Origin of the sequence: Paenibacillus sophorae, from assembly GCF_018966525.1 — a bacterium.
Classification (GTDB): domain Bacteria; phylum Bacillota; class Bacilli; order Paenibacillales; family Paenibacillaceae; genus Paenibacillus_AQ; species Paenibacillus_AQ sophorae.
In genome coordinates this window covers 376,188-396,148 of record NZ_CP076607.1, presented here as the reverse complement: position 1 = coordinate 396,148, position 19,961 = coordinate 376,188, and the positions used below count along the sequence as shown (strand labels likewise).

At 55.1% G+C, this 19,961-nt stretch carries 16 protein-coding genes; 11 read left to right on the top strand and 5 right to left on the bottom strand.

Annotated elements, in window-relative coordinates:
- Positions 1–207: 207 nt before the first annotated feature.
- Together KP014_RS01740 and KP014_RS01735 are read left to right on the top strand one after the other, a co-directional pair.
- Positions 208–1,440, top strand: a complete 1,233-nt coding sequence (locus KP014_RS01740; protein ID WP_036599188.1) for a multidrug effflux MFS transporter — start codon at positions 208–210, stop codon at positions 1,438–1,440.
- Complete coding sequence (locus KP014_RS01735; RefSeq protein ID WP_090833845.1) at positions 1,437–2,321, top strand: DMT family transporter; 885 nt, start codon at positions 1,437–1,439, stop codon at positions 2,319–2,321. Before KP014_RS01740 ends, KP014_RS01735 begins: the two co-directional genes overlap by 4 nt.
- A gap of 135 nt (positions 2,322–2,456) precedes the next feature.
- Here the strand turns inward: KP014_RS01735 and KP014_RS01730 are convergent, their stop codons facing one another.
- Positions 2,457–3,566 (bottom strand): WG repeat-containing protein, encoded by a 1,110-nt coding sequence (locus KP014_RS01730; RefSeq protein WP_036595396.1) that lies wholly within the window; start codon positions 3,564–3,566, stop codon positions 2,457–2,459.
- Positions 3,567–3,807: 241 nt separating this feature from the next.
- On the opposite strand from KP014_RS01730, the gene KP014_RS01725 reads away from it, so the two are divergent.
- The 3 genes from KP014_RS01725 (at position 3,808) to KP014_RS01715 (ending at position 8,310) form a co-directional block, all read left to right on the top strand.
- The gene (locus tag KP014_RS01725) at positions 3,808–4,353 is read left to right on the top strand and encodes a DJ-1/PfpI family protein (RefSeq protein WP_036595398.1); all 546 of its coding nucleotides are present in this window, start codon (positions 3,808–3,810) and stop codon (positions 4,351–4,353) included.
- Positions 4,354–4,569: 216 nt separating this feature from the next.
- Complete coding sequence (gene mprF, locus KP014_RS01720; RefSeq protein ID WP_036595399.1) at positions 4,570–7,215, top strand: bifunctional lysylphosphatidylglycerol flippase/synthetase MprF; 2,646 nt, start codon at positions 4,570–4,572, stop codon at positions 7,213–7,215.
- A 201-nt stretch (positions 7,216–7,416) separates the two neighbouring features.
- Complete coding sequence (locus KP014_RS01715; protein WP_090833844.1) at positions 7,417–8,310, top strand: FMN-binding protein; 894 nt, start codon at positions 7,417–7,419, stop codon at positions 8,308–8,310.
- A 171-nt stretch (positions 8,311–8,481) separates the two neighbouring features.
- Here the strand turns inward: KP014_RS01715 and KP014_RS01710 are convergent, their stop codons facing one another.
- Positions 8,482–10,299 carry an ATP-binding cassette domain-containing protein gene (locus KP014_RS01710; RefSeq protein ID WP_090833843.1) on the bottom strand — a complete coding sequence of 606 codons (1,818 nt, stop codon included), beginning with the start codon at positions 10,297–10,299 and terminating at the stop codon, positions 8,482–8,484.
- Positions 10,284–11,108, bottom strand: coding sequence for an ATP-binding cassette domain-containing protein (locus KP014_RS01705; protein WP_090833842.1), 825 nt, complete (start codon positions 11,106–11,108; stop codon positions 10,284–10,286). Before KP014_RS01705 ends, KP014_RS01710 begins: the two co-directional genes overlap by 16 nt.
- Before the next feature lie 131 nt (positions 11,109–11,239).
- Here KP014_RS01705 and KP014_RS01700 point away from each other — a divergent pair, with 131 nt between their 5' ends.
- Together KP014_RS01700 and KP014_RS01695 are read left to right on the top strand one after the other, a co-directional pair.
- A complete protein-coding gene (locus KP014_RS01700; RefSeq protein ID WP_036600309.1) occupies positions 11,240–11,842 on the top strand; it encodes a biotin transporter BioY in 603 nt (200 codons plus the stop codon).
- 354 nt (positions 11,843–12,196) lie between these two features.
- Positions 12,197–13,054: a DUF6544 family protein gene (locus tag KP014_RS01695; protein ID WP_036600316.1), complete on the top strand. Its 858-nt coding sequence runs from the start codon at positions 12,197–12,199 to the stop codon at positions 13,052–13,054.
- A gap of 95 nt (positions 13,055–13,149) precedes the next feature.
- Here KP014_RS01695 and KP014_RS01690 read toward each other — a convergent pair whose 3' ends face one another.
- Together KP014_RS01690 and KP014_RS01685 are read right to left on the bottom strand one after the other, a co-directional pair.
- Positions 13,150–14,703, bottom strand: a complete 1,554-nt coding sequence (locus KP014_RS01690; protein WP_051500425.1) for an alpha-amylase — start codon at positions 14,701–14,703, stop codon at positions 13,150–13,152.
- Positions 14,704–14,757: 54 nt separating this feature from the next.
- Complete coding sequence (locus KP014_RS01685) at positions 14,758–15,615, bottom strand: DUF72 domain-containing protein (protein ID WP_036600311.1); 858 nt, start codon at positions 15,613–15,615, stop codon at positions 14,758–14,760.
- A 353-nt stretch (positions 15,616–15,968) separates the two neighbouring features.
- On the opposite strand from KP014_RS01685, the gene KP014_RS01680 reads away from it, so the two are divergent.
- From KP014_RS01680 to KP014_RS01665, 4 genes are all read left to right on the top strand, one after another.
- The gene (locus KP014_RS01680) at positions 15,969–16,751 is read left to right on the top strand and encodes an ABC transporter ATP-binding protein (RefSeq protein WP_090833841.1); all 783 of its coding nucleotides are present in this window, start codon (positions 15,969–15,971) and stop codon (positions 16,749–16,751) included.
- Between the two features lie 3 nt (positions 16,752–16,754).
- On the top strand, positions 16,755–17,567 hold the full coding sequence (locus KP014_RS01675; protein WP_090833840.1) for an ABC transporter permease: 813 nt from the start codon (positions 16,755–16,757) through the stop codon (positions 17,565–17,567).
- Positions 17,567–18,481 carry an ABC transporter permease gene (locus KP014_RS01670; protein WP_090833839.1) on the top strand — a complete coding sequence of 305 codons (915 nt, stop codon included), beginning with the start codon at positions 17,567–17,569 and terminating at the stop codon, positions 18,479–18,481. The genes KP014_RS01675 and KP014_RS01670 overlap by 1 nt, the downstream gene beginning before the upstream one ends.
- A gap of 251 nt (positions 18,482–18,732) precedes the next feature.
- Positions 18,733–19,827 (top strand): ABC transporter substrate-binding protein, encoded by a 1,095-nt coding sequence (locus tag KP014_RS01665; RefSeq protein ID WP_175491788.1) that lies wholly within the window; start codon positions 18,733–18,735, stop codon positions 19,825–19,827.
- Positions 19,828–19,961 lie beyond the last annotated feature (134 nt).

Below are 19,961 nucleotides of genomic sequence, written 5' to 3'. Positions count from 1 at the left end.
GTCTTGAAATACAGCCATTATAAAAGCCGGACCTGAAGATATCCTGAATAGCCTTCAACTCTTGGAAAACCGCGAAGCAAACCGACGGCAGGCTCCGGAGGTATACATTCACAAAGTTTGGATTGAACTTTTCGTCTAATCTCGGGTAGTATGAAGAAATACATAAACGGCCTCATTTGGTTGTAACAGAAAGGTAGAAAAACGGATATGAACTCTAAAGCAAGTGGACTTGATCCAGCCGCCGTCCGGTCTTCCCGAAAGCTGAGGCTTCAGCTGGCTGTCATTCTGGGCGCGGTCGCGACCATCGGGCCGCTGTCAATCGATATGTATTTGCCCGCGCTTCCCGAACTGGGAAGATCATTTGAAACTTCGCCCGCGCTTGTTCAGCTTAGTCTAAGCTGTTTTTTGATCGGATTGGCGCTCGGGCAGCTGTTCTCCGGACCGCTGAGTGATGTGTACGGACGCCGCCGCCCGCTGATGATCGGAATGGCCGTATATGCCCTTTCCTCGCTGCTCTGTGCATTCAGTCCTTCCATCGGCTTTTTGGTGGTTATGCGTCTGATCCAGGGACTGTCCGGCTCGGTCGGAGTCGTCATATCCCGGGCCGCCGTCCGCGATCTCTACTCAGGTTCCGAACTGACCCGGTTCTTCGCGCTGCTGATGGTCGTTAACGGCCTGGGGCCGATCGCGGCGCCAGTGATCGGCGGGCAGCTGCTGCGGTTTACGACATGGCAGGGCGTATTTTTCGTGCTGTTCGCAGCGGGCGTGATTTTTTGCCTGACCATCTGGCTTCGCCTGCCGGAGACCCTGCCACAGGACCGCCGTTCCAAAGGAGGGCTTAAGGAAACGCTGACGACCTTTGGGAAGCTGCTGCGCAATCCTAAGTTTATGGGTTATGTCCTGTCGCAAAGCTTTGTCTTCGGGGCGATGTTCGCCTATATTTCGGGATCATCCTTCGTTCTGCAAAATATTTTCGGCGTATCTCCGCAAATATACAGTGTAATCTTTGCCGTGAACGGCCTCGGCATCATTATCACAGGAGAAATCGCCGGCAGGCTGTCGGGACGGCTCGGAGAGAGCAGGCTGCTAGTATGGGGTCTTCTTCAGTGCTTATTGGGCGGGCTGCTCCTTATGTACTCGATTGTGACCGCCAGCGGGCTTCCGCTGCTGCTGATCGCGCTGTTCGCTATCGTCTCCAGCGTGGGGCTCGTGGGGACGACCACCTTTTCGCTGGCGATGCAGGATCAGGGAGAGAATGCGGGCAGCGCCTCCGCAATGCTTGGACTGCTTCCGCTGCTGACAGGCGGGCTTTTGTCACCGCTTGTGGGCATGGGAGGCGGGGAAACTGCACTGCCTATGGGAATGGTCATTGCTGCTGCAGGCATTTGCTCCGTGTTGTCATACGGCCTGCTGGCGAGAAGAAAGGGGCGTACCAAATGAACAGAAAGGATTTGTCCGCCCTGCTGCTTCTGGCCCTTATCTGGGGAGCCTCTTTTCTGTTCATGCGCATAGCCTCGCCGATCTTCGGGCCGGTCGTTACGACCGAGCTCAGAGTCGCCGTCGCGGCCGGCGCCCTGCTGCTGTACGCAGGGCTTACACGCCGCCGAATAGAGATCCGCAGGCACTGGAAGCCGTTCCTCCTGCTGGGGGGACTGAACGCCGCGCTGCCGTTCTCGCTCATCTGCGCGGCAGAGCTGCATTTGAGCGCATCCCTGGCCGCCATTCTGAATGCCACCACGCCGATCTTTGCCGCCCTGGCGGCTTGGGGCACCGGCGGGGAGAGACCCGGGCTGACCCGGGCGGCGGGACTTATTCTGGGGCTGGGAGGCGTCGGGGTTCTGGTCGGTTGGAGCCCGGAACCGCTGGACAAGACCATGCTGTATTCCGTAGTGTTCTCATTGGGGGCCGCGCTGGCCTACGGATTCGGGGGACTGTATGCCGCGCGGGTCGGCAAGGGAGTGCAGCCGCTGACGCTCGCCATCGGCCAGCAGCTCGGCGCGGCAGTCTGGCTGCTGCCGCTCGCCGCGGTATTTCCGCCGCCGGAGCAGCCCACGTTGGCGGCGGCGTGGTCGGTGCTCGGCCTTTCGCTCGTATGCACCGCTTTTGCCTACCTGCTTTATTTTCGGCTGATCGCAAGTGTCGGCGCGGTCAAAACGGTGAGCGTCACCTTTCTCGTCCCGGTGTTCGGGATGCTGTGGGGAGTGATTTTTCTGCATGAATCGGTCTATCTGAATACGGTAGCCGGGCTCGGGATCATCCTGCTAAGCATTATGCTGATCGGGGGCCGGACAAGGAAGGCTGTTGGACAAAAGGGGGCTTAAGCCGGCATTGTCGAAATGCTCAAGTAAACCTGCGGATTTGCCTGAGAGCTGAAGCTCCATGAAATACGTTTAGCCGCGGCATGCTGCCGCGGCTATTTTTACAGATCAGCTATTCTGTTTAACCCGGTAAAGATTCTACTTTGAACTTGAACTCTTGGTTAGGATAAAACCTTTGCCCAAAGTCTTAAAGGCGGCTGCGGCTCCGTTATGGAAAGAAGAAGATTCCACCCGATACTCAAGAGCGGTAAGCAATTTACCTTGACGATCCATATAACCGAATTTGCCTTCCGAACCGGAGCTCGATTCAATTCCGACTAAAGCGACTCCTTCTTTGAAATTAAATGCTCTATTGTATTGTTGATAAGCAATAATCAATTTGCCGTTTTTATCGATAAAACCGACCTTTCCACTTGAATTATGTGTAATAGCTAATCCTTCACTGAAATTACCGGCACTTTTAAATTTAAAAGGAATAACAATCTTCCCGCTCGTATTGATATACCCCCATTTCCCCTCGGAGTTTTTCACAGCCGCCAGCCCTTCGGAGAAGTCGCCCCCGTCCCGGTATTGAAAAGGAATGACCGTTTTACCCGCTGCATCAATATATCCATACTTGCCTTTACTGTTTTGAACAACGGCTAATCCTTCGGAAAACCCGCGCTCATGAGTGTATAGATAAGGAATGGCCAATTCACCGGATGTATTGACAAAACCCAGTTTGCCGCCTTCCGGCGCGTAGGCTACGGCCAAGCCGTCGGTGAAATAAAAGTCGGAGGCGTATTTCTTTAGGAACACATGCACTACTTTCCCTGACCGGTCGATTATAAGCTGTTTATCCGAGCCGGGAATAGACACATGAGCCAAGCCCTCCGAAAAATATCCTCCTTCCGCATACTTGCAAGGAATCGCCAGTGCGCCTTTGGTGTTAATGTATCCAATCCGCTTGGTTGTCTTATTTATCACCAGTGCCCGCTGCTCGAAGAAATCGCTCAATGGTTTAATGCCGTCAGGTAAAGTAAAAGCTTCCTGCCCTTTTGTGTTGTAGTAGGCGAGAGTGCCATCCGATTGTTCGGCGAACAGCAAACCATCATGGAATTGCCCGTCACTTGCGGGCCGCACGGGCCTATAATCAATTGGCGTTTTGGATAACTCGACCCTCTTTACAGATGAAGCCGCAAGCCCTGGACTCGAAATGAGAATTGCAGCACATAGAACCATTAAAGTCAAAGCCCGCTTTTTTACCATAATCAACGCTCCTTTCTTATCGGCACTTCCTCTCACCTATCTCCATCTTTATTACAGTAACAGGAAAAAATATGAAAATAAAGGAACGGAACGGATTCCTATGCTTAAAAATCTGCTGACCTATCAGATCGCCGAGTAGGTGAGGGTGCTGTTTCTCAACGGAGGCGGCTATGATACACTTGGAAAGCCTGAATTAACCATATAATGCCTGCGATTATATTGCGGCGAGCGGGGGAAATCTGTGAAAAAAACGGCGGTATTATTGTATCCGCAATTTAGCGAGTATGAACTGACTGTTGCATTGTCCATTCTTATGCAAGGGAAGAAACCTGTTGTAACGGTAGGGTTGAATGATCGGGCAGTCAGAGGAGAGGCGGGACTGCAATGTATTCCCGATACAACGATTGCCGAGGTCGACCAAGCGGAAATAGACAGCCTTTTGCTGACGGGATGTATGGATATACTGGCATTGCAGAATGAGGCGGATTTAATTAAGTTTATACGGAGAACAGGGAGCAAAGCTTCCGTCATTGCGAGTATTTCCAGTTCACCGTTTCTGCTGGCGAAGGCGGGACTTCTGCAAGGAAAGAAATATACGGTCGGAATGACGGAGGAAAATCGGAAGAAGACGGGCGTTTTTGAACCGGAGAATTATTCCGAGGAACCTGTGGTCCGGGACGGGAATCTGATCACCGCAAGGGGGAGAGGATTCATACAATTCGGCACTTTATTGGGACAGGCGCTGAACCTTTCATTTGACGGGGACTGGTACAAGGGGCGCGCTTAAGGTTGAATGATATAAAAAGACCGGGACAATATTTCGACATGATTTCTTTGCCATTAGTTGCATAAGGGGCTGGTTCGGGGTAGGATTTTTAAAGTGATTTCAGGGATGTGGGAGCGGCTGTCGTCTAACGGTATAGCACTCACTCATTACAAACCGCGTATTCCGGCCCGGACAGGGCGAAAGACGCGACTTATGCAACTAAAGGCAGGTAGAGATATGCATGCACATAAACCAAGACTTGAACAATTAAAATTGGTAAGGCTGCTGGTGTCCATTTACCGCATCAAGGCGGTACGGGCGCTGTTTCCGGTGATGATTATCGCGCTTGTGTATTGGGAAGGGCAGCATGAATTGAAAGGTGTCCGGCTTGCCAAGACGCTTCATGAACTAAGGCTAATTCCAGCGCAGGGTATTATGCAGATGATGGCGACGGCGCTGGCGGCGGTTGCGGCGATGAGCGCCTACGATTTTCTGATCCGTGCCCACTTTCGGATGAAAATCGGGGTTTGGAGCACCTTCCGCTATTCGTGGATCGCCAATACTTTCAATAATTTGATTGGATTTGCCGGTCTGGCGGGAGTCGGCCTGCGTACGATGCTCTATAAAAAAAGCGGAGTACCCGCAGCGGTCCTGACACCGGCGATCGTTTTTTTGTCACCGATTATGATTACGGGCCTGTCGCTGCTGTCCTGGGCCAGCCTGTTCGGCATTCTGCCGGCGGAGGGGCTGCTGCGCGAGCACCGCTGGCTTGTGTTCGCCGTCTGGGGCATGGCGCTGTATCTGCCTTGCTTTATCATGCTGCAGCGCTCCTCGTTGTTCGCCAAATGGATCAACCGGGGAGAAGGGAGAACGCCGTGGATGACGGTATACGCCTCGGTGGGCTCCTCGCTGCTGGAATGGCTCAGCGCTGGAATTACCTTTTCGGTGATCGCGGGGCATATTTTGGGCGGCGTTCATTTTCAGCCGATGATGAGCCTGTATGTGATTGCGGCGATTGCGGGCATCCTCAGCATGGCTCCCGGAGGCATCGGCGCATTCGATTTGATCGCGCTGCTGGGAATGCAGCAGATGGGATATTCCAGCGAACGGGCGATGGCCGTACTCGTCATTTTCCGGCTGTTTTATTTTGTCATTCCATGGCTGGTTGGGCTTGTGCTGGCGGCGCTCGAAATCGGACAGCAGGGCATACGGCTGCTGCGCAGCTCGGCATTGGAGACGCCCCTTAATACTTGGCAGAGAATTTGGACTTGGCCTGGACAGTATACCTTCCTCAGCGATCTTGGCGTGTGGGCGCTTGGCAAGCTTGTGCTTGTCGCCGGCCTCCTACTGCTGTTGTCGGCGGCCACACCCGAACTGCTGTACCGGCTGCGCTTCATGGAGGATCTTCTGTCGCTTCCGATCATGCGGGTATCCCATCATCTGGCCGTGGTCATCGGTTTTATGCTGGTGCTGCTGTCCCGGGGCATCTCGCTGCGCATCCGCAGAGCCTATATCTGGTCAAGCATTACGCTGGGTCTTGGCGCCGTGTTCGCCTTCGCCAAGGGGTTTGATTACGAAGAGGCGCTCTTTTTGCTGTTCGTTGCCTTTCTTCTATGGATTTCAAGGGCGCGTTTCTACCGGGTCAGCGCGCCGATTTCGCGGCAAAGCCTGCTGTGGTGGCTGCTGCTGACTTCCGGTATCGCCCTGAGCTATTATCTGCTGGCAAGCTACTCGCATCGCGGCTTCTTTAAAGCTCTGCGGCCCGGCGCGCGGACTGAGTGGCTGCAGCAGCACAGCAACTTCGCCTATTCGGCTGTGGGCGGACTGGTGATCGCGTGGCTGCTGCTCTCGATGATTGTGGCGCTTCGGCCCAACCGCCGTGCGGAGACGTTGACCGCGCCGCCGGATATGGACCGGCTGCGGCGTTATCTTAAGTCAGAATCCGGGAACGCGCTGACCCATATGCTCTTCACGGGCGACAAGAGCTTCTACTGGGCGCAGGACGGCAAGGTCATGCTTCCGTTCGCCAGAGTGCGGGACAAGGTTGTCGTGCTTGGCGACCCGCTTGGACCCAAGAAACTTGTGAACGACGCAATCAGCGAATTCCGGACGGAGGCCGACAGGTACGGACTTTCCGTCGTCTTCTACCAGGCGACACCTGACTACTTGCCGATTTACCATGAGCAGGGCTACCATTTCTTTAAGCTCGGCGAGGAGGCGCTAGTGCCGCTGGACAGGTTCACCCTTAGCGGCAAGGGAAACAGCGATTTGCGAAGCGTGAGCAACCGGTTTGTCCGCGAAGGCTGCAAGTTCGAATTGGCGGAGCCTCCGTATGAGGCAGAGCTGCTGAAAGAGTTTCGGTCGATTTCGGAGGAATGGCTGAGAGGCCGTGCGGAAAAAGGGTATTCGCTCGGATGGTTCGATGAATCCTATCTGCAGCTTGCGCCGATTGCCCTCCTTCGGGATGCCGGGGGCGCCGTCATCGCCTTCGCCTCGCTTGCGCCGGGCTATGACGACGGAGTTACCATTTCAATCGATCTGATGCGCCATCGCCTGAAAAGTCCGAACGGAACGATGGATTTCCTGTTTATTTCCATGCTGGAATGGGCCAAGGCTCAGGGATACGAGAGGTTTAACCTCGGCAATGCGCCTTTGTCCAGTGTGGGCCGGAACGCGGGCGCGCTTCGCGAAGAGAAAATGGCTCATGTCGTGTTCAAGCACGGAGGGCATTGGTACGGATTCCTGGGCCTCCGCCGCTATAAAGAAAAATTTTCGCCGGAATGGGAACCCCGCTACTTGGCTTATCCCGTCTCCTTGTCTCTGCCCGTTCTGACGCTGGATCTGGTTAGGCTTGTATCCCGTCAGCCGAAAGGGCGGAAGTAGCATATGGCTGTCCCGGAAGCCGCTGAGAGCGGCGCGGAGACAGCCTTTTGTTTCATGAAATAATCATGATTATGCAATTATGGCTTCATTTCGAACGGAACCCCCTGCATTTTTGGCTGAAATATGCAAAAAAATACACGATAAGGGCCCTCGATGTTAAAATAAGGATGTGAAAAAAATAACATAACTGGGGGTTATGAAATGAAAAACACAAAGAACTTATCCTTGCTTCTTCTGATGCTGACGCTTGTCCTGACAGCCTGCGGAAATTCGAGTAACAACTCGGCGGCGACAGCAAGCAGCGAGCCGACAGCAGCGGCGACCGGTACGGCAGAAACTTCAGCAGCGCCGGCTGCGGGTGCTTTTAAAGACGGAACCTACAAGGCGGAGTATGACCGCAACGATGTGAGAAACTGGAAGGCTTATGTAGAAGTGACCGTGAACGGAGGGAAAATCGAGAAGGCCTATTATGATTACATCAATGAAAAAGGTGAACTCAGAAGCCAGAACGAAGCCTATATCAAAGGATTCTCTGAAGCTAATAAATTCACGCCACGCGAAGCCTTCGACAAGCTGGGCCAAGAACTGGTAACCTCACAGGACGCTGCCAAGGTCGATGCGGTTTCAGGTGCGTCGCATTCGTCCAGAAACTTCAATGAGCTTGCCGCTGCCGTTCTGGGAAAAGCGGAAGCCGGAGACACGGCGACGGCCATCGTTCCACTGTATGAGGACGGTACATACAAAGTAGCCGCCGACGCCTTTGACGACCACGGCTGGAAGCCGCAGATCGATCTGGAGATTAAGGACCACAAGATCGCAAGCGTACAGTTCGATTATGTGAACGAAGCCGGCAAGCTGAAGACGGAAGACGCCGACTACAAGACTGCGATGGAAGCCAAGAACAAGACCTATCCGGCAAAATATACGGAAGAGCTGGAGAAGCAGCTTGTAGAGAAGCAGTCGATCGGTTCCGTGGACGCGGTCAGCGGCGCGACGACCTCTTCGAATAACTTCACGGCGCTTGTGGAATACGCGCTGGATGATCTGGCGGAAGTCGGCGATACGAAGCCGGCTGCAATCAAGATTGAAGAATAAGACGTTATTATAGCAAAATGCCAATAAGCCTGCCGCGGCCCTCATGGGCTCTGGCAGGCTTATTTATGCGGAATACCGGCGCTGGGCGCTAAGGTAAAGCGGAGAGCTGCCGAAGGTGCCAGCCGCCTCCTTATGAATTGCCGGCAGCGGCAGAGCTTGAGGAGCCTCGGACTAGCTCGAAGCCCACCACAGCAGCGCCGCCGCGAGCACGGCGAGCAGCAGCGCCGCCGTATCCCGCCGCTGCCAACACAGAACAAGCCAGGGCGTTCGCGGCTTCGATGGGTCATAACCCCGGGCTTCGATGGCGGTTGCCAGCTCATCGCCCATGCCGATCACTTGGAGGAGCAGAGGGACGGCCATCAATGATAACTGCTTTGGCGTCCAGCGCTCCCATCCCCGCTTTCGGTTTCCCCGGGAGGCGAGCGCCAACTGAAGCAATGAGATTCTCCCTAGAACCCAGGGTATGAACTGCAGAGTGACGGAGACGGCGAGTGACCAATTCCGCGTTCTGACGCCCAGTCTGCCAAGCGGCGCGATGGCCCACTCCAGCCCTTCGCGCAGCGGCGCTCCCGATGTCGTCTCTGTGAAGAGGAAGCCGAGCGAAATGAGCAGCCCCAGACGGAGAACCGCAAGACCGCCGGTTAAGGCGCCTTCGGCGGAGAATTGGAAGGGACCCCCCGCATCCGTGCCGTCCCAAGAAAAGGCGGACAGAAGCCATAGGAACAGAAACATCGGCAGGAACGGCCGATAGAACCAGACTATCCGTTTCCGGGGAATTCCCGCAGCTGCCAAAAGTCCGCCGATCATCAGCGCGGCAAGCGCCAGCGGAAAGGCTCCCTCTGTTTTCAGAAACACCAGCGACCACAATATCATCGCCAGCCACTTTACACGGGGGTCGAGCATCTGCAAGACCGATCCGGCCCGGAAATTCAAGGCTGCTGCATCTGCAGCAGGGCGGGCGCCTGCATCGGCGGCGGCTTCGTCCGCCGGAGACTGCGCCGCGCTGCCTTCGCCTGGAACGAGGCGCCCTTCGCTCCTTGCCGAGCGGCCGTCTTCCGCCGGCGGCGGCATGCCCTCCGCCAGCGGTCCACCGCCCGCCGGCAAGGGCCCGCCTTCTGCGGACAAGGCAAGGCTGTCCTTGTCCGCAGAAAGCCTTTCCTTAGCGCAGGAAGCGGCGCCGCTTCCTCGGTGCGCCAGGCTGCGCTTGTCCAGCCTGGCCAGCAGTTCCCCAGCGCTGGCGGGCAGGGCGTCCAGCCTGCCTTGGCGCATAAGCATCCGGCTGATCCGGATGTAGGCCGGAGGTTCCAAGCCAGCGTCTTCGAGTACGCGGGCCTCGGTCCATAAGCCGCGGGCCGGACCGCTGTACCGCAAGGCCCCCTGTGACAAGACCACGACCTGATCCGCCAAGGGGAAGAAGCTGTCCAGGTCATGGGTAGCGATTACTATGGTATAACCTCCGCGTTTCAATTCCGTGACGGTATCCAGCAGCGCGCGGGCGGCGGGCGGATCAAGCCCGGCCGTCGGCTCGTCCAGCAGCAGCAGGCGCGGCAGGGGGGCGATGGCGCCCGCGATGCAGACCCGCCGCTTCTCGCCACCGCTCAGCAGGAACGGCGACCGCTGGCCGTATTGCTCAGGGTCAAGTCCGGCCTGTTCCATCGCCCGGGTTGCCGCTTCGCTCCGCCGGGGCTCGGGAACGTCCCGCTGCTCCAGACCATACTCGACATCCTTTCTGACGCTTGCTGCGAAGAGCTGGCTCTCCGGCTGCTGGAAGACGATGGAGGCGGAGACGGCAGAGCTTTCCGGCGGGTAGTCAATACTACCCGAGGAAGGCTTCGCAAGTCCGGACAGCAGCCGCAGCAGCGTGGATTTGCCGCTGCCCGTTACTCCGCACAGGACCGTAAGGCAGCCCTCCGGAATCAGCAGATCGATATTGCTCAGGGCGGGCGATTGACCGTAAAGATAGGACACCCCGGTTAACTGTACCGGCATAGCGCTTCCTCCAATTCCTGCTCCGTAAGCGGCAGAAGCTCGCCCGGCCAGCCGTTCTCCTCCATCATCCGGCCGATGCCGATGACGGGGGGATCTTCCCAGCGAAGCGCGGCAGGCAGCCCGGAGCGGTAAAAGAGCGTGCGTGGATCGCCGTCGTACACCAGCCGCCCCTGGTCCATAACCACCACGCGTTCCCCGGCCGCCAGTTCCTCCATCCGCTGCGTGACCCACAGCACGGTTACTCCCCGCCGCCACAGCTCCCGGCTGAAGGCGAAAATCTCTTTGCGCGAGACCGGGTCCAGCATGGAGGTCGCCTCGTCAAAAATAATCATATCCGCCTCCAGCGCCAGGCAGCAGGCGATGGCCAGCCGCTGCCGCTCTCCGCCCGACAGGTCCGATACGGGAACAGCGGCTTTATGCCCGAGGCCCGTCCGCCGCAGCGCGCGAAGCGTCCGCGCCTTCATCTCATCCCGGGAAATCCCCCGGTTCTCCAGGCCGAAGGCCACGTCTTCCTCCGGCGTCGAACCGATGGTCTGGGCTTCCGGGCTCTGGAAGACGAGCTGGATGCTTTGCTTGACGGCGCTGCGGTTTGCGGCAGACCGCAAATCCAGCCCGGCCGCCGTCAGACTGCCGCCGGATGGGACGAGCAGCCCGTTGAAGGTCCGGACAAGGCTGGATTTGCCGCTGCCGTTGGCGCCCGTTAGCGCGACCCATTCCCCTTTTTCGATATGAATATTAATATCCTGAAGCACCGTCAGGCTCTGCTGGCCGTCCCGCAGCGACAGGGTCAAATGGTTGGCATGAATCATATTTGCGCTCGCTTTCGAAGAGAGTGTCTCACACTTGCGTTATCGATTATAACAAATTAACGGATTAACGGATTGATGTATTTGACGTGAGATGTTATATTAATTTAAAAAATGGAGAGGAACACCAACTCATGAACAGATGGTCCTTGCGCGGACTTATTTTCAGCGCGCTCTTTGCGGGTGTGATGATCGCGTTAAGCTCGATGAAAGTATCGCTTCCGTTCTCAACGGTGCCGATTACCCTGCAGACGCTGGCCGTCATGCTGGCCGCTTCCGTACTGGGCGCCAGATATGGAACGCTTGCTGTCCTGATCGTTATTGGCCTTTGCGCCGCCGGGTTTCCGGTAATGGGAGGAAGAGGAGGAATGTCCGTCCTGGTTGGCCCGACCGCCGGCTACATCTTCGCCTGGCCGTTTGCGGCTTTCCTGATCGGATGGTCTGCTGAGCGGATGTCGCAGGGCAAGTTCACCTTCGGCAAGCTGCTCGGGGCGAACTTCCTGTTTGGCTCCCTGCTTGTCTATCCGACCGGTGTAGCCTGGCTGGCTCACTCGATTCCGAGCTTGGACACGTTGTCCAAAGCGCTGACTGCGGGCATGCTGCCGTTCTTGCCGGGAGACTTCCTCAAGGCCGCTTTATGCGCTTCGGTTGTCACCGCCGTATGGAGAGTCTATCCGATCGAACGGATTGTAGGCAAAAGAAGCTCGGATTGGGTTGGCGAGAGCGCCCACGAATAGAAGGTTTGGCCTAAGCGTCAAACGAAGTATATAACGCACTTATAACAATAGCCCCGCTGTCCGCATGCATCTTGTGCGGTAGCGGGGCTTGCCGTTTTTCACACTCATTTTTTATTGATAAACGGGTACCAATCCGAGCAGAATTCGATATTTCTACATTGACAATCGAACTCGTAACGTAGTATTTTAACATTGAACGTTGTTCAATTATTGAACGTTGTTCAACGTAATGACGAGAAAAAACGGGGATGAAAGAACGAGAAGAAGAGAGCGGGAGAAGCCGCGCGGTCTGATTGTTCAGGCCGCCGGTAAGATTTTTGCATAACTGAAAGCAATTGAGGAAGGAACATGGATATGCCTGGATGGTTACTGATGACGTTAGTGGTTCTCGCAATTCTTGTTATCGTGATTGCCATCGTTACAACGACTGCCACTTTGATGTTCAACCAAAAAGCAATGAAGCAAGTGAATCAACTGTTCAGCGACTGCCCGAAATCAAACAGTGAGATTATTCGAAAAAAAGATCTAGCGGGTCTGCCGCTTCCCGTTCAGAAATGGCTGGAACGCTCCCATATTATCGGGAAAGAAAAAATCACATCCGTCCGCCTGAAACAAAAAGGGCTAATGCGAACGAAAGAAGGCGGACCATGGATGCGGGCTCAGGCGGTGCAATATTTTAGAGCGGATGAACCGGGGTTTGTGTGGCAAGCCGATGTCAAAATGGCCCCACTGCTCCATTTATCCGGATTGGATAACTACCAGGAAGGCCAAGGCAATATGAGCATTAAGGTGCTGTCCTTACTTCCGGTCGTAAATGCGAAGGGTCCTGAAATGGATTTCAGTACGCTGCTGCGATATCTCGCTGAGATGCCCTGGTTTCCGACGGCGGCATTAAACTCTTACATCAAATGGGAGCCAATCAACGACACTTCCGCACGAGCGACTATGAGCTACAGAGGGGTAAGCGCCTCCGGGGTGTTCGCTTTCAGTGAACAGGGCGATCCTATTAGCTTTACCGCCAAAAGGTACAAGGAAATAAACGGGAAATATGTACTAAGCGACTGGGGAGGCGTGAATAAAGAGTTCAAAGAGTTTAACGGTATTCGGATTCCTTCAAAGTCAGATATCATTTGGATAGAGAAGACCGGAAATTTTAACTGGTATCAGTGCGAGATTTCAGATATCGAGTACAATAAACCGGAATTATATTAAAAGAGGAATAAGCTGCTTATGATCTGGATTATCCTTGTCATTATGGTGCTTCATGGGGTAAAAAAGAGCTCCCTCGCCGCCGGAGCTCTTTACGTTTATTTTGCTTTTTTCGCTAATTTCTCCCCGCTGTCCGCTTTATCTCTGGTATCCGTCTCAAGGGTATTTTCTAGGGCGCTTTCGTCCCCGTCCGGCTGCTCCACCGGCAGCGCCCATACGGACACACCGCCTCCGTTTACCGGAAAGACGGCCCATCCGTCCTTGCCGATCTCTACCGTATCTTCCCGGTTCAGCGTCAGATCGGTCCATGACTCTCCGGCGCGCTCCGCTCCGACGAACATGCGCTTCTCGCCGTCGTCTCCGCCCGATACGACGACCGCGCAGCCCGAGCCCGGAATTTCATCCACGCCCCGGCGCACCCAGCCGATCGTATTCGGATGGTCGAAGTAATCGTTCTGCTCCCCGTAGGCTTTGTGGTAGCGGGCGTACAGCAGCTGGTCGATCGCATCGCGTTTGCCGTCAATCGGCGACGGTCCGCCGATGCCGTAATAATCGCCGTAGAATACTACCGGATAGCCGTCCAGCCTGAGCAGGATCAGCGCATATGCGCTGGGCTTGAACCAGTCGCCGACCCAGGACTCCAGCGATTCATGGGGCTGGGAATCATGGTTGTCGACAAAAGTGACGGCATTGGTGGGATGCGTCTGCACCAGCGTGTCATGGAAAATAGTCGTCAGGTCGAAGTTCCTGCCGCCCAGCGAAGCGGCCTGGAATTTGTAGTGGAGCGCCACATCGAACAGGTCGATCTGGTAATCGACCGTATCCAAGAACTGGCGGGAGGCCTCCACATCCGGGTTCCAGAATTCGCCGACAATATAGAAGTCCTCCCCGCGCTTGCGGGTCATTTCCGCCGCGAATTCCCGGATGAAATCATAGTTGATATGCTTGATCGCATCCAGGCGGTAGCCGCCGCACTGAAGCGTATCCACCAGCCATTTTCCCCATTCCAGCATTTCGGAGCGGACAACAGGGTGGCAATAATCAATATTGGCGAACATCAGGTAATCGTAGTTTCCGAACTCGTCGTCTACATTACGGTTCCAGTCCTTGTTCTCGCCGATAATCTTAAAGATGCCGGTCCGTCCTTTCCTGGCATCATAGTCCGTACCATTGAAATGCTCGAAATTCCATTTGAACGAAGAATATTCGTTGCCGCGTCCCGGGAAATTAAATTTCGTCCAGCCTTCGATTTCGAACGGTTCGGATATGACCTTCAGGCGGTTGCCCGGATCAACCTCGACGACCCGGAACACCTCCGTTTCATCCGCGCCTGCCTTATGGTTCATGACCAGATCAACATAGACCGTAATGCCGTGCCGCAGACATTCCGCAATTGCATCGATCAGCTCCTGCTTCGTTCCGTACTTCGTCCGGATGGTGCCTTTTTGATCGAATTCCCCAAGATCGTACAGATCGTATGCCCCGTATCCGGTGTCCTCGGCGGATTGGCCCTTCGTCACCGGGGGAATCCAGACGGAGTCGATCCCGGCCGCTTTCAGCTCCGGCGCCAGCTTTGCCAGACGCTTCCAGTGCTCGCCGTCGGCAGCTACATGCCATTCAAAAAACTGCATCATCGTATGATTGCGTTTCATCATGATCGGCCTCCTGAATGTTTTATCGGCAAAGACGTAATTAATATATGCAAATCATGATGGATGGTCGAACAGATCTAGCTGCAGCGGCGGGGGTCCGCTGTCGTCTCCGCCAAGCAGAGCCTGAAGCTCTTTGGCATTAGGGGTGGCATCGCCGGCAGAATTATTGTTGAAGACCACATACACGTTCTTCGAATCCTTCTCCAATTCTTTCAGCCGTTCCTGCCATTCAGTCAGTTCTTCCGTGCTGTAGCGGTACAGATAGCGCAGCTTGCGCCACTCGGGATTGCTGCTTTGATGCCAGCCCTTGGCGTTTCGCCCATGCATTCGCACATAGGTTGCTTCCGGCGAAGTTGCCACAGACACGATCGGAATGGAGCCGATACCGGCCTGCGGTTCGTCGACCACCGTATGGATCCAGCCTTCTTTTTTCATAAAAGCCAGCGTCCGTTCCCGGTATTCCGGGCTGTACCAGGTAGAGTTGCGGAATTCGAGCGCGCAGGGCACATCCAGCATCCTTTCTTTCGTCTCCCGCAGCACATCCACGTTTTCTTTCGTACAACCAAACCAAGGCGGGAACTGGAAGAGCGTCATCGTAAGCTTGCCCGCCTCTATGACGGGTTCAATGGAAGTATGAAACGCCTGAAACATTTCTTCGGCGGTATCAAAATAATTCTTTTTGCCCCGCAGATGCCCGGTCATGCCCTGATAGGCTTTAACAATAAAACCGAAATCATCGGGGGTCTGGCTTACCCATTTGACGTAGTTTCTAACCGGCTGTACGGCGTAAAAGGAGCTGTCGATCTCCACGATCGAAAAATGCGCGCTGTATGCGGACAAACGGTCTGCGGGCTTCATTTTTCCATACAGTTCATCATGGTCGCCAAATCCCGTCAAACCGACCTTGATCACAGGCGGTCTCCTCCTATTCTTGACATAAATGAATGCGGGTAGTACCGGTTACCTTCTATATAAACTGAAAACGGCTGGTGAAAAACAAAAAAAGGATTAAAGCTCGGATGCTGGGGACAGAGAGGGCTTGGTCCGCCTCGATAAAGCCGATTCGTGTCATTCAAACTGACGTGCTGGACAAAATGACGGAAATTCCCCAAAGCTATTTTACTTTTTGTCTAGTGTGAGGGGCAAGAGCACAGTGTAACATGTTAGTTAAAGCTACATGGACGATGTGATTTTACGTAAATGTCAAATATGGCGTTAACTTACATGCCATTTATAAAAATAATTCAGGGATAGGGGGAATATCGATGTCACTTATTGCAACAAAGGTTCCTGAAATTCAATTGGAAAATGTGGAGATGCGCTATCAGACGGATACGGCGGATGTTCTGGCGCTGCATCAGGTGAGTCTGGATATTGCCAAGGGAGAATTCGTCTCGCTTCTTGGCCCTTCCGGCTGCGGCAAGACGACGCTGCTTCGGCTTATGGCCGATTTGATCGAGCCGACGGGAGGCAAGGTGACGGTAGCCGGTAAGAGCGCCAAGGAGGCGCGGCTCGCCCAGAAATACGGCATCGTCTTTCAAAGCCCCGTGCTGTACGACTGGCGCAAGGTAAAGGATAACATTACGCTGCCGCTCGAGCTGATGGGCGTCAAGAAAGCCCGCCGCGACGAGAAGGCGCTGGAGCTGCTGGAGCTTGTCGGCCTGAAGGGCTTTGCAGACAAATACCCTTGGCAGCTCAGCGGAGGGATGCAGCAGCGGGTGGCCATTGCCCGGGCGCTGTCGATGGAACCGGAAATCCTGCTTATGGATGAGCCGTTCTCTGCCCTCGATGAATTCACGCGCGAGCGTCTGAATGAAGAGCTGTTATCTGTATGGAGCAAGGTGGGCAATACGGTCGTATTCGTTACTCACAGCATTCCCGAATCGATCTTCCTGTCTGACCGGGTCTTCGTGCTGTCTCCGCATCCGGGCCGCCTGTCGGCGGTGGTTGATATTCCTCTGCCGCGTCCGCGGACGGCCGAGATGAGAAACAGTCCGGAATTCTTTGATCTGATCGCAGGTATTCGCGACAGCTTCGAGGGAGTGTAATTTATGAAAGGAAACAGCATGCTGGCCAAAGGGCGGTTCCTGCCTCTGCTTGTCTGGGTCGCAGGGCTGCTGATTGTCTGGGAGGCCCTTTCGTGGGTGCTGCTGAATGTAGTGCATACGCCGCTGGCCCAATCGAAGCTGCCTTATGTCCATGAACTGGTTGCGACGCTCTTTCAGTACGCAGGCACACTGCTGAAAGAAGGGGCTGCGACCTTCGGGAACGCCGGCATCGGCTTCCTGCTCGGCGCCGCCGCAGGGGTGCTGCTCGCGGTGCTGATGAGCGTATCGAAGACGATCGAGCAGCTTACCTTCCCCTACGCAATCGCGTCGCAGATGATTCCGATTCTGGGCCTCGCCCCGATCATCTACGGCATCGTCCGCGACGAGCAGATCTCGCGGATCATTATCTCGGGTTATATTACGTTCTTCCCTGTGTCGCTCAATATGCTGCGGGGACTGCGAAGTGTCAATCTCTCTGCTCTGGAGCTGATGCATTCTTACGCGGCCAAACCTTGGGCCGTCTACTGGAAGCTCCGGCTTCCCGCCGCTCTTCCCGGCTTGTTCAGCGGGCTGAAGATCGCCGCTCCGCTTGCGGTTACCGGCGCGATTCTGGTCGAGCTGATGGGCGCGCAGCATGGGATCGGCGTGATTATGCTGCGCAATCTGTACTACGGTCCTTCTCATACTTACATGTTCTGGTCGACCATTCTGGTTGGTGCGTTTCTCGGCATGGCCAGCTATGGGCTCATGAGCCTGATCGAGCGGCTCGTCGCTCCTTGGCAGCCTGAATTCCGTCCGAAAGGGGGCAGCCGCTGATGAAAGGCAACACAGTTGGTGAAGCAACGCTCATTTCTTCACACAGTCAGGAGGATGGAAGCCGCCCGCAGGCTGCTATGGCGTCTCAACCGGCGCCGCCTTCGGCGGCCCCCGCTCAAAACGGCAGGCCGCGCCGTCGTGTGCGGAAAGCCGCAATCTTTCGCGTCATCCTTCCTGTGCTTGCAGGCGTTCTGTTTCTGGCGCTGTGGGAGCTGCAAGTAATACATGCTATTTTCGATTTGAAGAAATACCAGCTACCGCTGCCGTCGGCGATTGTGGAGGCAATGGGCGAAAATATGAGCCTGCTGCTGTCCTATACCGGATATACGCTCACTGAAGCGGTGCTGGGCATGCTTATCGGTTCAGCGCTTGGCTTCATCATTGCCCTGGTCGCCACGGCCTGGCCGCGCTGGGGCGGCGGCAGCCTGACGCTGGTCGCCGCGCTGAACGCCGTTCCAATCGTGGCGCTCGCGCCGATCATGAACCTGTGGTTCGGCGATGGGTTGGGCTCCCGCATCGCGATTGTGGCGGCGACGACGATGGCCGCGATGGCGATCAACGCCTATAAAGGAATGGCGGCGATCGATCCGCTGGCGCTGGATTTGATGCATTCCTACGCCGCGCCCAAATCGGCGGTGTTCCGCCACCTGCGGATTAAGAACAGCCTGCCTTATGTGTTCACCGCACTGAAAATCAACGCGACGGCAAGCATGATCGGGGCGATTGTCGGCGAATTCTTTTTCTCTTCGAGAGGACTCGGCTATCTGCTGTCCAACTCCATTAAGGTTGCCAAAATGCCGCTTGGCTGGTCATGCATCGTGCTTGCGGCGATTGCCGGCGTCATTTTCTACCTGGTGGTGGAAAGGCTGGAGAAAGTATTCATCCGCTGGCATCCTTCGCGGCGGGCTTCATAGGAATTAAGGTTTCGGTACAACCGGCCGTTAGGCTACCCCTGAGGAATCAGGCCCGGCCGTTTGCATACAGCGCATCATGATGGCAGCCATACTGTTCCAGGAGTCGCTTTCTTAAAAATATAAGATTTTATAAGTTTCACGCTTATAAATGGCCTTATATTTCTACGAGAAACGTACTTGCGTCCTGCAAGGACGCAGTAAGGAGTTTCTTCTTGTGTAATTAAAAATTTTCAGCGGGGGGAATTAGATTGATGAGCGTAAAAAACAGAAAATTTCGCGGTGTACTGTTAATGGCGGTAATGGCGTTGGTGCTGTCGATTCTTGCGGGTTGCGGAGGTAACAACAGTTCTTCGGGAAGTGAGCCGTCTGCTTCCGCAGGAAGCTCGGCCGCTCCGGAAGCAAGCACGGCGCCTGCGGCGGACCCGGTCCCAGTCAAGCTGCAGCTGAAATGGGTGCCGCAGGCTCAATTTGCAGGGTACTACGTCGCGCTCAGCAAAGGCTACTACAAGGACGAAGGTCTGGACGTTCAAATCCTGCCCGGCGGACCGGATATCGTGCCTGAGCAGCAGGTTGCGGGCGGATCGGCCGACATCGGCGTCGATTGGGTAGCGAGCTTGCTGACAAGCCAGGAGCAGGAAATGCCGCTGGTGCAAATCGCCCAGATTTACCAAAAGAGCGGTCTCGTGCTGGTCTCCAAGAAATCGGCGAATATCAACAGCCCGGCTGATCTGAAAGGTAAACGGGTCGGCAACTGGATGGGCGGCAACGAGTTCGAGCTGCTGGCGTTGTTCGACAAATACAAGCTCGATTCGAACAAAGATATCAAATTTACGAAACAAGGCTTCACCATGGACCAATTCCTCGGCGGCGAGCTGGATGCGGCTTCCGCGATGACGTACAACGAATATCAAGTTGTGCTTGAGTCGGGCGTCAAAGCCGAAGATCTGAATGTCATCGACATGAACGACGAGGGCGTTGCCATGCTGGAAGACAATCTGTTCGCCAACAAGGAGTGGCTGGAAGCCAATAAAGAGACGGCGGCGAAATTCGTCCGCGCTTCGCTTAAAGGCTGGAAGGATGCTATCGCCGATCCGGCGGCGGCAGTGGATATTGTGATGGAACAGGCGGAAGCCGGCAGCACGACGAAAGAGCATCAGCTGAAAATGATGGAAGAAGTCGCCAAATTGATTCAGCCGGAAGGCTTCGACATCTCCAAGCTAGGCTACACGGACGAAGCCGCATTCAAGCAAACCGCAGATATTGCCTTTAAGTTTGGTGTAATCAAGAAAGAGGCCAATCTGTCCGAGGCGTACACGAACGAAATTATGGACATGGCTTCCAAATAATGCAATCTGCAGGATGAGCCCTATTAGGCTTGATCCTGGAGCCTCCGCGAAATTCCTGACAACCCGCTTAACCAATGCGGATCTGATTTTGCGGAGGCGGTTTTTTTCAGGGCCCACTTATTGATAGCGCTGAA